This window comes from Pseudomonas sp. UC 17F4 (genome assembly GCF_900101695.1).
Taxonomy (GTDB): domain Bacteria; phylum Pseudomonadota; class Gammaproteobacteria; order Pseudomonadales; family Pseudomonadaceae; genus Aquipseudomonas.
In genome coordinates this window covers 4,267,431-4,280,014 of the sequence record NZ_FNKV01000001.1, presented here as the reverse complement: position 1 = coordinate 4,280,014, position 12,584 = coordinate 4,267,431, and the positions used below count along the sequence as shown (strand labels likewise).

The window sequence follows — 12,584 nt, the reverse complement described above, 5'->3', positions numbered from 1 at the left end:
GGGAACTGGCCTAGCAGCCCCGTTACTCAGCCCATCGCCGCCAGCATCAGCTCCAGGTTCTGCACCGCCGCCCCCGACGCACCTTTGCCGAGGTTGTCGAACACCGCCGTCAGCAATACCTGGCCGTGCTCTTCATTGGCAAACACCGCCAAGTGCAGGTCGTTGCTGTCGTTGACTGCTTGCGGGTCCAGTTGTACTGCCGAGGCGCCCGACTGCAGCGGCGCCACTTGCACGTAACGGGCGCCGTGGTAATGCTCGGCCAGGCACGCCTGCAACCGCGCGGCGCTCACGCCCGCCGGCAGCAACCGGGTCTGCAGGGCGATGGTCAGGACGATGCCCTGGCGGTAGCTGCCATAGCTGGGCACAAACACCGGCCGCTGCGACAAACCGGCATGCTGCTGGATCTCCGGCACATGCTTGTGGTCCAGGTGCAGGCCATACACCAGCACGCCCTGGGCTGTGTGTGCATCGGGCCCTTCATGACGTTCGACCGCCGCCCGGCCGCCACCGGAATAGCCCGATACCGCGTTCACCGTCAGCGGATAGTCCGCTGGCACCAGGCCTGCGCCAATCAATGGCCGCAACAAGGCAATGGCGCCGGTCGGGTAGCAGCCTGGGTTGCTGACCCGCTTGGCCTGGGCAATGCGCTCGGCCTGCTCTTCATCCAGCTCCGGCAAGCCATACACCCAACCCGGGGTGGTGCGGTGCGCGGAGCTGGCGTCGATCACCCGCACCTGCGGGTTGACGATGGCCGCCACCGCTTCACGGGCGGCGTCATCGGGCAGGCACAGGATCGCCACGTCGGCGCTGTTGATGGCTTCGGCGCGCAGGTGCAGGTTCTTGCGCTCGCCCGCCGGCAGGGTCAGCAGGCGCAGGTCGTTGCGAGCGTTGAGGCTGGCGTGGATCTGCAGGCCGGTGGTGCCTTGGTCGCCGTCGATAAAAACCAGGGGCTGGTGCATGGGGGCTCTCGTACATAGGTGACAAATGTGCAGCCATCTTCACCTGCGGCTGGACGAAAGAAAATTTGAATATCATGATGCTCAACTTCATTTTTTCTGAACGATAAGCCCATGCGCGAGATCAGCCTCGACCGGCTGCGTACCCTGGTGGTGATCGCCGACCTCGGCTCCTTTGCCCTGGCGGCGCGGGCGCTCAACCTGGCGCCGCCGACAGTCAGCCTGCACGTTGCCGACCTTGAGGCGCGCATTGGTGCGCCGCTGCTGTCGCGCAAGCGCGGGCAGATCCGCCCCACGGCCATCGGTGAAACCCTGCTAGAACGCGCCCGGCGCCTGCTGGCCGATGCCGAACAGGCGCTCGATGATGTGCAGCGCCAGGTCCAGGGCCTGGCCGGGCGGGTGCGCCTGGGCGCTTCCACCGGTGCCATCGCCCATTTGCTGCCGCAGGCGCTGGATATCCTCGGCGTGCAGCACCCTGGCATTGATGTGCAGGTGCAGGTGCTCACCTCCAGCGAGTCGCTGGCGCGCCTGCACGACGGCAGCCTCGACATCGGCCTGGTGGCGCTGCCGCAAGCAGCGATCAAGGGCCTGCAGATTCGCCCGTGGCGGCGCGATCCGATCATGGCGTTCATTCCCGCCAGCTGGTCACCGCCGGCGCGGATCAGCCCAGCGTGGCTGGCCAGCCGGGCGCTGATTCTCAACGACAGCAGCACCCAGCTGTCGCGGGTGACCAGCGAATGGTTTGCCAGCGCCGGCCTGCAGCCGCCAGCGCGAATCCAGCTCAACTACAACGACGCGGTAAAAAGCCTGGTGGCGGCGGGCTATGGCGCGACCTTGCTGCCCCATGAATCGGCAGCGCCGGAGCATGACCCGCGGATCTGCATGCGCCCGTTGCGCCCGGGCCTGTGGCGGCACCTGGGCATCGCCTGCCGCCAGGGCGAGGTGGAGCAGGGCACCGCCTTGGTGCTGCAGGTGCTGATGAGCCAGGCGGTGAAAAACTAGACCAGCCGCAGCCCGCGCCCGCCCTCCAGCCACGGCCCTTGACCCAGGCGCTCGAGGGCCAGGGCCCGGGCTTTGCGGCTGAGCTGGTCGAGGTGGCGGTCGCGCTGTTTCTCGGCATCGACCATCGCCCGCTTGCCGTGTTGCTTGAGCAGGTAGCTGTGGATCTGCTGCACCTCCAGGGTGCGGTAGATCGGTGCTACGTCGAGCACCGCCGCTATGCCGGCGCTGGGCTCGGCGTGGGTGTTCATCAACACCTGTGGGCCGCGCGCGCCAGTGACCTGAAAGCCCAGGGCCTCGAACACCGGCACCTTGCTGGCGACGCAGCCGAGCTCGGCCTGCGGGTAGCGCGCGGTCATCTGTGCCAGCATGGCCCGGGCAATCCCCTGGCGGCGGTGGCTGGCGTGTACGGCCAGGTAGGCCACAGAACAGGCCTGCGGGTCATCCTTGAGCGGCAGGTACAGCAAAAAGCCCACCACCTGCTCCGGGTCGTCGAGGTCCAGGGCCACGATCAGTTCGACCGGGATGCCGCGCGAGCCGTCCATTGCCTGCAGGTACAGGTGCACTTCGAAGCCGATGCCGTACTGGTACAGACTGTACAGCGGGTTGCTCGGCGCCAGGGCGACGCTGCTGATGTCGGTCAGGTAGTCGACCACCATCTGCAGGATCTGGCTTTTGATCGGCTCGGCGGGCGGCGCGACGAAGTGGTGGAGGGCGGGCATCGGCAGGGGTGACTCCAGGCAAAAACGGCAATGGCGCGATTCTACCGCGCCGGCCTGCCATCCGTCCCTTTGCCGCGCAGATGATCTGAACTTCAGTTGCGGCGCACCGCTCCCTTGCATAGAGGGCACTTCTCGCCCGACTGCCGAAGGCTGCCGCCATGACCGTGATGACCGCCGCACCCGTGCTTGACCCGCATGTCATCGATAGCCGAGCAGGCCATGCAGCGCGTTATCACGCTCTGTTGCAGGGCGAGCTGAGCGACAGCGCCGCCTGGCTCGGCGAGCAATTGCAACAGGCTGAGGCCTTGCCTGATGAACTGCCGGCCAACCCCGTCGAACTCGGCCAATGGACCGCCGAGCGCGCTGCTGCCGTGGCCGGGCAATACGCCCAGTACCTGGCCGAGCGCAAAGCCGGCGCTGCCCGGCGTTACTTCAGCAACCGCGCCCATGTGCTGTATTTTCTCCAGCACGTCGCCCCGACCAAGGCGGTGGATGGTGCCTGGCTGTTCGGCATGCTCAGGCACTGGGCCGACCCGCGCTACCACGGGCTGATCCGCATCTACCTGGAAGAGCTCGGTGATGGCGACCCGGCCTGCAACCATGTGCTGATCTACCGGCGCCTGCTCAGCGAACTGGGCTGCCATGAGCAGCTGCCGCTGGGCGACGACCGCTACCTGCAAGGTGCGCTGCAACTGGCGCTGGGCTTCAACACCGAGGCGTTCCTGCCCGAAGTGATCGGCTACAACCTGGGCTATGAGCAACTGCCCCTGCATTTGCTGATCAGCGCTTACGAGCTGGACGAACTGGGCATCGACCCGCAGTACTTTCGCCTGCACGTGACCATCGACAACGCCAGCAGCGGCCACGCCTGCAAGGCGGTGCAGGCACTGATGCAACTGTGGCCGGCGCAGGGTGCCAGCGAGTTCTATCGGCGGGTGGCGCGAGGCTATCGGCTCAACGACCTGGGCCCGGGCTCAGCGACGATCATTGCCGAGTTTGACCTCGAAGCCGAGCTGCTGGTCGCCTTCGAGCGCAAGCGCAGTTTTGGCCAGCACATGCATTCCGATTACTGCCGTATCGAAGGACGCACGGTCAACCAGTGGCTGGCCGAGCCCGGCAGCATTGCGGGGTTTCTCGCCGCCCTGCAGGAGAAGGGCTGGATCAAACGCGGCCAGGACCCGGCCGACAGCCGTTTCTGGCAACTGATCGACGGCCCGGCAGCAGCGATGTTCGGCGTCTTCAGCCCCTATGAAAAGCAGCTGCTGCATGACTGGATCGCGCTCAGCTGGCAGCCGCGCCGCCCTCGTCACGGGCCGGCCAAGGCCGAGGTGTCGATGCACGACGAGGCGCTGGTGAGCGCGCTTGAGCGCGAGCTCCATGACCTGCCGCCGCAGGCGCGGATCGCCTACCTGATCAGCGAAATGGCCGGGGCTCGTCACGCCTTGCCCCAGGGCCTGGCGGCGACGCGCAAATACGCGCAGATGACTGGGCTCAATCAGTAACGGAGGCTGACCATGCAATTGACCGAGGCGCAACGCCAGGCCGATCAGGCCTTGCTGCAACTGGGGCGGCGGCTGTTGGCCGATGGCTATCGCTTTACCAGCGTCACGCCCTTGACCCAGTGGCGCAATAACCAGCGTGAGGGTGCAGAACAGTCTCATACCCTGCGCGATATTTTCGGCTGGAACCGGCCCTTTGCGCCCGCGCTGCTGTCAGCGGACGAGCTGGCGCAGCTGCAACGGGCGCAGATCCTCGACGAGCATGAACAGCTGCTGCGCAGCCGGGTACGCTGGTCGAGCCTGCATGATTTGCTCTTCGTTCATTCCGGTTTTCCCACCGACAGCACGGACGCGGTGTTTTTCGGCCCGGACAGCTATCGCTTTGCCCAGTTGATCGAAGCCCACCTGCAGCAGAGTTTCGCCAGCATCAACCACGCCGTGGATATCGGTTGCGGTGCCGGGGTCGGCGCGGTGCTGATCGCCCGTGCCCGCCGGCATGCGCAGGTCAGCGCCGTGGACATCAACCCGCAGGCCCTGCGCCTGACCGCTATCAACGTCGCCCTGGCGGAGCTGGCCAACGTCTCGGTCGAGCACAGCGATGTGCTCCAGGGCATCAGTGGCAGCTTCGACCTGATTGTCGCCAACCCGCCGTACATGCTCGACGCCAGTGAGCGCGCCTACCGGCATGGTGGCGGCGCCCTGGGCGCCGGGCTGTCGCTGCGGATCGTTGAACAAGCCCTGCCACGCCTGGCGCCGGGCGGCACCTTGCTGCTGTACACCGGGGTGGCCATGGTTGATGGTCGCGACCCGTTCCTGACAGCCTTGCAAGCGCCTTTGGCGTCCGCCGACTGGGCCTGGCACTACCATGAACTGGACCCCGACGTGTTCGGCGAACAACTGCTCGAGCCCGGTTACCAGCAGGTCGAACGCATCGGCGCTGTGGCCTTGAGCGTCACCCGCCGATGAACAGCCCCTGCGGCTTTGGCATCGAGGAAGAATACCTGCTGGTCGAGCTGGCCAGCGGGCGCATGCTCGCCGCGCCGTCGGCGGCGCAGATCGACCTGTGCCGCCAGGTGCTTGGCGCACACTTTGCCCAGGAGATGTTCAAGGGCCAGATCGAGGTGGCATCGCCAGTGTTCAGCAGCCTGGCCCAGGCCCGGGAGTTTCTCGCCGGCAGTCGCATGCAACTGGCACAGGTACTGGCCGAGGAAGGCATCGGCCTGTTGAGCGCCGGCAGTCATCCCCTGGGCGGCTGGCGCAAGCAGCAGCCTGCTGACGACGAACACTTTCGCCAGTTGTTCGCCGACTACCAGCAGGTGGCCCGGCGCAGCCTGTTGTGCGGCCTGCATGTGCACGTCGGGGTGCCGCCCGGGCACGACCGCATCCAGCTTATCAACCAGTTGCTACCCTGGTTGCCGCTGCTGTTGCTGCTCAGTACTTCATCGCCGTTCTGGGAAGGCCAGGTGACCGGCTACATGAGCTATCGCCAGGTAGCCTGCGGGGAATGGCCGCACATGGGCCTGCCGGAACGCTTGAGCGACTGGCAGGGATACCAGCGCTACCTGGCCTTGTTGCGACGCACCGGTTCGTTGCGCGAGGGTGATGACGGCTGGTGGGCGATCCGCCCGTCGCGGCTCTTTCCGACGGTGGAGCTGCGCATCGCTGATGCTTGCCCGAACCTTGAAGATGCGCTGTGCATAGCCGGGTTGTTTCGCTGCATGGTCGAGCATTATCTGGCGCAACCACGTACCACCGTGCACCTGAGCCGCGAGGCCCACTGGCTTGCCCGGGAGAACTACTGGCGGGCCATGCGCCATGGCCGCCATGGGCAGTTCATTTGCCTGGAGGATGAAGGGCAGGGTAGCGCCGGGCAGTGGCTGGCGCGGGCGCAAGCGGTGTTTGCCGATGCGCTGCAGGGGGTTGACGGTGATCGCAGCTTTGCCCGGGCGCAGGTGATTGTTGCTCAGGGGAGCAGTGCCGACCGGCAATTGGCGATGGCGCAGCAGGGGATGTTGGCGGTGGTGCAGGGGTTGTTGCAAGAGGTCAAATCGTGTTGACGCCATCGCGGGTCAAGTCGAGGCGTCGCGACAGATGCCTACTTTGTTTTCTCTCGCTGGCGCAGCGTCGTCACCGTCTCGCCACCCACACCCCAGTTGTCGGTGTTCACTTCTTCGATCACGACGAAGGTCGACGACGGTGGCTTGTTCAGCACCCGCTCGAGCATCGCGGTGGTCTGTTCGATCAACTGCTGCTTCTGTTCGCGGGTGACGCCTTCGTCGGTCACGCGAATATGGACATACGGCATGTTCTTTCCCTCTGTGTGTTTACCAGGTTCCCGTCGCCGAACCACCGTCGACGGCCATCACCGTACCGGTGACAAATGTCGAGTCCGTCAGGTATAGCACCGCATCGACCACATCCTTGGGCGAACCGACCTGCCCGGTGGGGGCGAGGGCCTTGAGGGCTTCGCGGGCCTGCGGGTCATCGCCATGCAGCGGGGTATCGATGATCCCCGGGGCCACGGCGTTGACCTGCACCTGTGACGGCGCCAGCTCCAGGGCCAGGGCGCGGACTGCCTGGTTGATGCCGCCCTTGATCAGCACCGGCAGCAGCGCCGGCACCTTGATGTTCGGTTGCAGGGCAATCGAGGCACTGATGTTGATGATATGCCCGGCGCCGTTGCCGGCCATGTGCCGGGCCGCTGCCTGGGCCGGGTAAAAGAAGCCCTTGAGGTTGGTGTCGACGATGGCTTCGACCTCGGCCTGGGTGTAGTCGCTGACCGGCTTGGCGATGAAGATCCCGGCGTTGTTGACCAGAATATCGACCTTGCCGAACGCGTCGATGGCCTGCTCGAACAGTGTGCGCGCCGTGTGCGGCAGGGCGATATCGCCCTCGACCAGCAGCAGCCTGGCCGGGTTGCCGAGCTTGGCGGCAGCCTCTTGCAGGCGGGCGAGGGTGCGGGCGTTGGCGACGACATTGTCGCCGCGCTCAAGGTAAGCCTTGGCGATGGCAAAACCCAGGCCGCTCGAGGCGCCGGTTACGATGACAGTCTTGGCGGTGTGCATGGTCGGTCTCCAGTGGGCCCGGCGGGGTCGCCGGGTAGGTGAGGCAGACTTTAATTTGCAAGCGACTATTGAAAAATGCTGCGCATGGAATTTGAATTGATACTTTGTGTAATCAATTGAGCCGCCATGACCCGCCATTTCGATGACCTTCAACTGGGCAGTATCGAGCTATTTTGCCTGGCTGCCGAAACCAGCAGTTTCACCGGCGCGGCGACCCTGGCCGGGGTCACGCCGGCAGCGGTCAGCCGTTCGGTGGCGCGCCTGGAAGAGCGCCTGGGGGTGCGCCTGTTCGTGCGCACCACCCGGCAGATGCGCCTGACTGAAGGCGGGCGCAATTACCATGAGCAATGCCGTCAGGCCCTGAGCCAGCTGATGGATGCCGAACGTGCGCTTAGCGGCGGCCAGGCCGTGCCGTCGGGGCTGCTGCGCATCAGCGTACCGACACCCTATGCGCACTATCGTTTGCTACCAAGACTGGCCAGGTTTCGCCAGCTGTATCCGCAGGTGCAGATCGACCTTCACGTCAGCAATCGCAACATCGACTTTGCCGACGAAGGCTACGACCTGGCCATTCGTGGCCGCGAGCCTGCCGATTCGCGGCTGATCGCCCGGCGTCTGGAAGACGCCGAGCTGGTGGTCGTGGCAACGCCTGAGTATCTGCGTGCAGCGGGCACACCGCAGACGCCGCACGAGCTGGCCACTCACGAGTGCATTCAGTTCGAACTGCCCAGCAGCGGGCGCAAGGTGCCCTGGTCGTTCATGCTTGAGGGCAAGCGCGTGGAGCTGGAGGTGACTGGCAGCATCACCTGCCTGGAAGACTTCCTGGCCACCGCCACACTGGTCAAAAGCGGTGCGGGGCTGATGCAGGCGTATCGCTTTACCGTGCAGCAGGAACTCGACAGAGGCCAGTTGCAAGAAGTGCTGGCGCCCTATGGCGGCACCTCACGGCCGTTCATTTTGCTCTACCCCCACGCCCGGCATGTGCCGCTGCGGGGGCGGGCTTTTATTGATTTCCTGATTCAGGATGCAGCTGGCTGAAACGCTAGCCCTTGGCTTTTTTCAGGCTTTTCATCCGCTGCTTGGCGCGCTGCACGGCAGCCATTTTTTCCGGGCGTTTCATGCGCTTCCATTTGCGGATGTCGTCCTTGCTGCGGCCGCAGCTCAGGCACAGGTCGCCGCTCAACTGGCACACGGCGATGCAGGGGTTTTCGATGTCCTTGGCCATGTGTCAGCCGCGCTGTTCGATGTCGAACTGCACGTGAGGTGCGAGCGGATGCAATTCGACGTCGGCTTCTTGCAAAGCCAAGGCCGTCAGCTCGATCATCCGCTCACCTTGTCCGCTGGCCAGGGCGTGTTCCTTGGCAGCCCGGGTTTCGAAAACCCAGATCACCTGCAAACTGGAAGGGAAGCGTGTGTAATCGACCAGGTGGGTGAGCCAGGCAAAACCGACGATTTCGGCCTTGGCGGTCTCGCAGGCTTCGGTCAGGGTGGCGACCAGACGGCGGTCAAGCTGCGCCTGTTCGCGTTTGCTCAGTGGCATGGCGGTAAGGGTCTTTGCGGGAGGAGAGGCGATCATACGCTATCTGAGCGCGCCACCCGGAACTGGGCGCAGCGGTGCCGGGTCTTGCGCCAATCCTGTGGGAGCGGGCTTGCCCCGCGATCGAGCGCGAAGCGGTCGTGGTTCAGGCACGCTCCTACACCGGTGGCTGCGGGGCTTACTGAACGTTGTGCAGCTTGACCACATCACCCGAGACACGGGTGGTGTAGCCGGTCAGTACCCAGGCCCAGAACCAGTTTTCCTGGACCTGGGTGTTGATCATCGCGTCGCCGCCCTTGGCCTTGATCGCGGCATTCTGGGCGCGCACGAAGCGGCTGTTCTGACGCACTGGAATGACGCCCAGTACCAGCAGACCGGTGGCGCTGGCTTCGCTGTGGCCGATCACGGTGTACTGGTCGGCGTTGTAGTGCTGGGTTTTCATCGGGGTGCCGGTGCAACCTGCCAGGGCCAGGACGAACAGGCCGCAGGCGACAACTTTGCTCAGGTTTTTCACTGCATAACTCCATGACAATTGGCCCGGGATCCATCTCTCGAGCGGCGCATACTTTACCGGATCAGCCAGGATCACGCTCGTCTGCTGGCGCACGGCCTACCGCTACCCGGCGTAAAATACTGGGTTGCGACCCTCCCGCGGAGCAGCAGCCATGAAAATCGTCGTGATCGGTGGTACCGGCCTGATCGGCACCCAGTTGTGCAACAACCTGCGCGCCAACGGCCACAAGGTGCTCGCCGCCTCGCCCAAGACTGGCGTCGATACCCTCACCGGCGAAGGCCTGGAGCAAGCGCTGCAGGGCACCGATGTAGTGGTCGATGTGGCCAACTCGCCGTCCTTTGACGACGCTGCCGTGCTGGCGTTTTTCCAGAGCTCCGGGCGCAACCTGCTGGCCGCCGAGCAAAAGGCCGAGGTCCGGCACCACATCGCCCTCTCGGTGGTGGGCACCGAGCGCATGCAGGACAGTGGCTACTTTCGCGCCAAGCTGGCCCAGGAAGAGCTGATCAAGGCCTCAGGCAGGCCCTATACCATCCTGCGCGCTACGCAATTTTTCGAGTTCATGGGCGCCGTCGCTTATTCCGGTGCCGACGGCAACCGCGTGCGCCTGACCAACGCCGCGTTGCAGCCGGTGGCCTCATCCGACGTGGCCCTGGCCAACCTTGCCGAGCAGGCGCCGGCCAACCGCACTCTCGAAATCGCCGGCCCTGATCGCCTGCCGCTGGCTGATTTCGTGCGCAGCTACCTGCAGCACAATCAAGATGCCCGCGAGGTGATAGCCGACCCCGAGGCCACCTATTTCGGGGCGCCGATCGACGACCGCTCACTGACCCCGGATGAAGGTGCGATCCTTGGCTTGCTGCACTTTCAGACCTGGTTGAAAACCACCGCCGTGCAACGCTGAGCCGTTGCACAGGGACCTGACTTCTTTACCTGCGCCACACCGGCCACAGGTCGCTGCCCAGCGCCCAATGCCCTTGCCCGGGCAGCAGGGGCACACCACCGACCCAGCGCTCGGGGGCCTGCTGCTCAAGCCAGTTGGCCTGGCCCGCCAGCACCTGCTCGCCCAGCGGGGTGAGGCTCAGGGGCCGGCGCGGCCAGTCCAGCTCGGCCTGCGCTTCGATGAGCAGCGGCGTCGGCGAATCGATCAGCGGGCGCAGCAGGGCATGGAACATCATGTCGCCCAGGTAAGGCAGTGGCTCGCGCTTGCCCATCAGTTCGGCAAACACCCGGCCGAACGGCACCTCGCCGAACTCATTGATGATCTGCAGCGCCAGGCGTTCGCTCAGCGACAGGCCGTCGTCCACGCCCGGCAGCTCCTGCAACTGGCGTAGCAGCGCTGGGGCGAGCAAGGGCAGGGCCAGGTCCTGGCGATGGGCCAACTGCGCCCAGGCCAGTGGCGAGGGGGCGCAATACGCCGCCCAGGCCTCGCGCGCCAGTTGCAGCATGGGCCCATCCACTGCCCGGCGCTGCGGCCACAACCAGGCCAATACGTCCGGGGCCAACTGGCCGATGCCGATAAAGCGCTCGACCCCGGGCATTCTGTCAATCTCGATCAGCTTCAGGCGCTGCGGCGGCTTGGCCAAGCCGGCCAGCACGCGGATCAAAAACAGCTGGTCATAGGCATCCGCCTCGCACCAGAGCACCGCGCTGGGGCAGCCGTCGAGGCGGGCCAGGTCGGCGTATTCGGTGTCCATCTTGCGCTGTACTTCGGCGAGCTCCAGGCCATAGGCCTGGCTGATGTAGTCGCTGCGCAGGGCGCGGTAAGGCGCTGTCGGCACGTCACGCACCGGGCCCATCACCAGCGGGTCGCTGAGCATCTGAAAGGCGCCGGTAAAGCCGGCCAGGCGCAGGCTGTGGCTGATGTCGTTGCCGCAGCGCCAATGCTGGGTGGCGGCTTCGTCATCGGCAATAAATTGCGGGTGGCGGGCGGCAAAGTCGATAGCGTCGATATGCGCCTTGAGCTTGGGCCAGCTGGCAAAGCCCAGATCGCGGGCAATCAGCCACTGGGCATCGGCCAGGCGCGGTGAGGCAGGGCCGAGTAGCGCCAGTTGCTCGGGCGCGGTACCGCTGCGCAGGCGCTGCAGCAGCTCCTTGGCGCGCTTGCGTTGTTGTTCAAGATTGATGCGCCCGTCATGGGACGGCGACGACAGTCGAGCAGGCATACGAACTCCTTGTGCGAGCCTTGTCCGCTGTCAGGCCGGGAGTCGTAGACAAAAATGTGGGGTGTACAGCCTGGGCGCAGCCCTTTGCGCGGACGGGTGGCGTGGTTGACGCCGGCTGCGACTATAGGCCCGGCGCCCGGCAAAAGGCAATCGTCAGCTCCAGGCGCGCGGCCAGCACTCCTGCAGCAGGTCGCTGAACACCTTCAGGCGCGGCGAGTGCTGGCGCGACGGCGGGTAGACCAATGCCAGTTCACGCCAGCGCCCGGAAAACGGCTCCAGCACCGGTACCAGACGCCCGTCGGCCAGGGCCTGGCGGGCGACGAAATCCATCACCTGGACAATGCCGAAACCCTGCAGCGCGGCATCGATCAGCGGGTCGCCGACATCGAACAGCAGCTGCCCGCTGACCTGCACGTCGACCCGCTTGCCGTCCTGGACGAACTGCCAGTCGACGCGGCGCCCGAGGTAGGGGTTATGCACCACCAGGCAGTTGTGCCGGGCCAGGTCTTCGAGGGTCTGCGGCATGCCGTGGCGGGCCAGGTAGGCGGGGGAGGCGACGGTCACCCAGTGCATCGGCGCCAGCGGCCGGGCCACCAGGCGCACATCGCTGAGCGGGCCGATGCGCACCGCGGCGTCGAAGCCTTCTTCGGCGAGGTCGACCAGGCGATCGGTCATGGTCGCATCCACCACCAGTTGGGGATGGCGTTGGGTCAGTTCGCCCAGCAGCGGCAGGATGACGATCCGGCCAAAGGCCGAGGGCAGGCTCAGGCGCAGGGTGCCGCTGGGTTCGCAGCGGCGGTCGAGCAGCAACTGCTCGGCTTCCTCGAAGCCGGCCAGCAAGGGGGCGCAACGCTCGCGCAGTAGCAGGCCGTCGGCGCTCAGGCTGACGCTGCGGGTGTTGCGGTGCAGCAGCTTGACCCCCAGTTGCTCTTCCAGACGGCGGATTGCCCGCGACAAGCCTGACTGGGTCAAGCCGGTGCTGGCGGCCGCGGCGGTAAAACTGCGCAGCTCGGCGACCTTGAGCAGCAGGGCAACGGTGTTCAGATCCATGATTAAAGTCATTACTGAAAGAACTGGCAGCGTATTTATCATGCCTGGCGCATGAAAGACACTGGCGCCTTCTTGCCAAG

The 12,584-nt window shown here is 65.5% G+C and carries 15 protein-coding genes; 6 read left to right on the top strand and 9 right to left on the bottom strand.

What is annotated here, in order from left to right:
- Nucleotides 1-26 precede the first annotated feature (26 nt).
- Nucleotides 27-959, bottom strand: a complete 933-nt coding sequence (argC, locus tag BLR26_RS19435; protein ID WP_093384376.1) for an N-acetyl-gamma-glutamyl-phosphate reductase — start codon at nt 957-959, stop codon at nt 27-29.
- Between the two features lie 111 nt (nt 960-1,070).
- Between argC and BLR26_RS19430 the strand changes: the two genes are divergently transcribed.
- The gene (locus tag BLR26_RS19430) at nt 1,071-1,958 is read left to right on the top strand and encodes a LysR family transcriptional regulator (RefSeq protein ID WP_093384371.1); all 888 of its coding nucleotides are present in this window, start codon (nt 1,071-1,073) and stop codon (nt 1,956-1,958) included.
- On the opposite strand, the gene BLR26_RS19425 is transcribed toward BLR26_RS19430, so the two are convergent.
- On the bottom strand, nt 1,955-2,677 hold the full coding sequence (locus tag BLR26_RS19425) for a GNAT family N-acetyltransferase (protein ID WP_093384366.1): 723 nt from the start codon (nt 2,675-2,677) through the stop codon (nt 1,955-1,957). The genes BLR26_RS19430 and BLR26_RS19425 overlap by 4 nt on opposite strands.
- A 158-nt stretch (nt 2,678-2,835) precedes the next feature.
- On the opposite strand from BLR26_RS19425, the gene BLR26_RS19420 reads away from it, so the two are divergent.
- The 3 genes from BLR26_RS19420 to BLR26_RS19410 are packed head-to-tail and all read left to right on the top strand — an operon-like array spanning nt 2,836 to nt 6,233.
- Nucleotides 2,836-4,179 carry an iron-containing redox enzyme family protein gene (locus BLR26_RS19420; RefSeq protein ID WP_093384362.1) on the top strand — a complete coding sequence of 448 codons (1,344 nt, stop codon included), beginning with the start codon at nt 2,836-2,838 and terminating at the stop codon, nt 4,177-4,179.
- Between the two features lie 12 nt (nt 4,180-4,191).
- Nucleotides 4,192-5,142, top strand: coding sequence for a methyltransferase (locus tag BLR26_RS19415; RefSeq protein WP_093384359.1), 951 nt, complete (start codon nt 4,192-4,194; stop codon nt 5,140-5,142).
- Nucleotides 5,139-6,233, top strand: a complete 1,095-nt coding sequence (locus BLR26_RS19410) for a carboxylate-amine ligase (protein ID WP_093384356.1) — start codon at nt 5,139-5,141, stop codon at nt 6,231-6,233. Before BLR26_RS19415 ends, BLR26_RS19410 begins: the two co-directional genes overlap by 4 nt.
- A gap of 38 nt (nt 6,234-6,271) precedes the next feature.
- Here BLR26_RS19410 and BLR26_RS19405 read toward each other — a convergent pair whose 3' ends face one another.
- Together BLR26_RS19405 and BLR26_RS19400 are read right to left on the bottom strand one after the other, a co-directional pair.
- Nucleotides 6,272-6,481 (bottom strand): tautomerase family protein, encoded by a 210-nt coding sequence (locus tag BLR26_RS19405; protein ID WP_093384351.1) that lies wholly within the window; start codon nt 6,479-6,481, stop codon nt 6,272-6,274.
- Between the two features lie 19 nt (nt 6,482-6,500).
- Nucleotides 6,501-7,241, bottom strand: a complete 741-nt coding sequence (locus tag BLR26_RS19400) for an SDR family NAD(P)-dependent oxidoreductase (protein WP_093384348.1) — start codon at nt 7,239-7,241, stop codon at nt 6,501-6,503.
- A gap of 126 nt (nt 7,242-7,367) precedes the next feature.
- Between BLR26_RS19400 and BLR26_RS19395 the strand changes: the two genes are divergently transcribed.
- On the top strand, nt 7,368-8,279 hold the full coding sequence (locus tag BLR26_RS19395) for a LysR family transcriptional regulator (protein WP_093384343.1): 912 nt from the start codon (nt 7,368-7,370) through the stop codon (nt 8,277-8,279).
- 4 nt (nt 8,280-8,283) lie between these two features.
- Here BLR26_RS19395 and BLR26_RS19390 read toward each other — a convergent pair whose 3' ends face one another.
- The 3 genes from BLR26_RS19390 to BLR26_RS19380 all read right to left on the bottom strand — a co-directional run bounded on the left by BLR26_RS19390 (nt 8,284) and on the right by BLR26_RS19380 (nt 9,292).
- Entirely contained in the window at nt 8,284-8,466 is a 183-nt protein-coding gene (locus BLR26_RS19390) for a DUF1289 domain-containing protein (RefSeq protein WP_045201277.1), read from the bottom strand.
- Between the two features lie 3 nt (nt 8,467-8,469).
- Complete coding sequence (locus BLR26_RS19385; RefSeq protein WP_093384338.1) at nt 8,470-8,781, bottom strand: hypothetical protein; 312 nt, start codon at nt 8,779-8,781, stop codon at nt 8,470-8,472.
- A gap of 175 nt (nt 8,782-8,956) precedes the next feature.
- Complete coding sequence (locus BLR26_RS19380; protein ID WP_038994655.1) at nt 8,957-9,292, bottom strand: hypothetical protein; 336 nt, start codon at nt 9,290-9,292, stop codon at nt 8,957-8,959.
- A gap of 151 nt (nt 9,293-9,443) precedes the next feature.
- Between BLR26_RS19380 and BLR26_RS19375 the strand changes: the two genes are divergently transcribed.
- Nucleotides 9,444-10,193 (top strand): SDR family oxidoreductase, encoded by a 750-nt coding sequence (locus BLR26_RS19375; protein WP_093384328.1) that lies wholly within the window; start codon nt 9,444-9,446, stop codon nt 10,191-10,193.
- A gap of 25 nt (nt 10,194-10,218) precedes the next feature.
- Here BLR26_RS19375 and BLR26_RS19370 read toward each other — a convergent pair whose 3' ends face one another.
- Both BLR26_RS19370 and BLR26_RS19365 read right to left on the bottom strand, forming a co-directional pair.
- On the bottom strand, nt 10,219-11,454 hold the full coding sequence (locus BLR26_RS19370; RefSeq protein ID WP_093384324.1) for a DUF1835 domain-containing protein: 1,236 nt from the start codon (nt 11,452-11,454) through the stop codon (nt 10,219-10,221).
- A 153-nt stretch (nt 11,455-11,607) separates the two neighbouring features.
- Nucleotides 11,608-12,504, bottom strand: a complete 897-nt coding sequence (locus BLR26_RS19365) for a LysR family transcriptional regulator (protein WP_045201281.1) — start codon at nt 12,502-12,504, stop codon at nt 11,608-11,610.
- Nucleotides 12,505-12,584 lie beyond the last annotated feature (80 nt).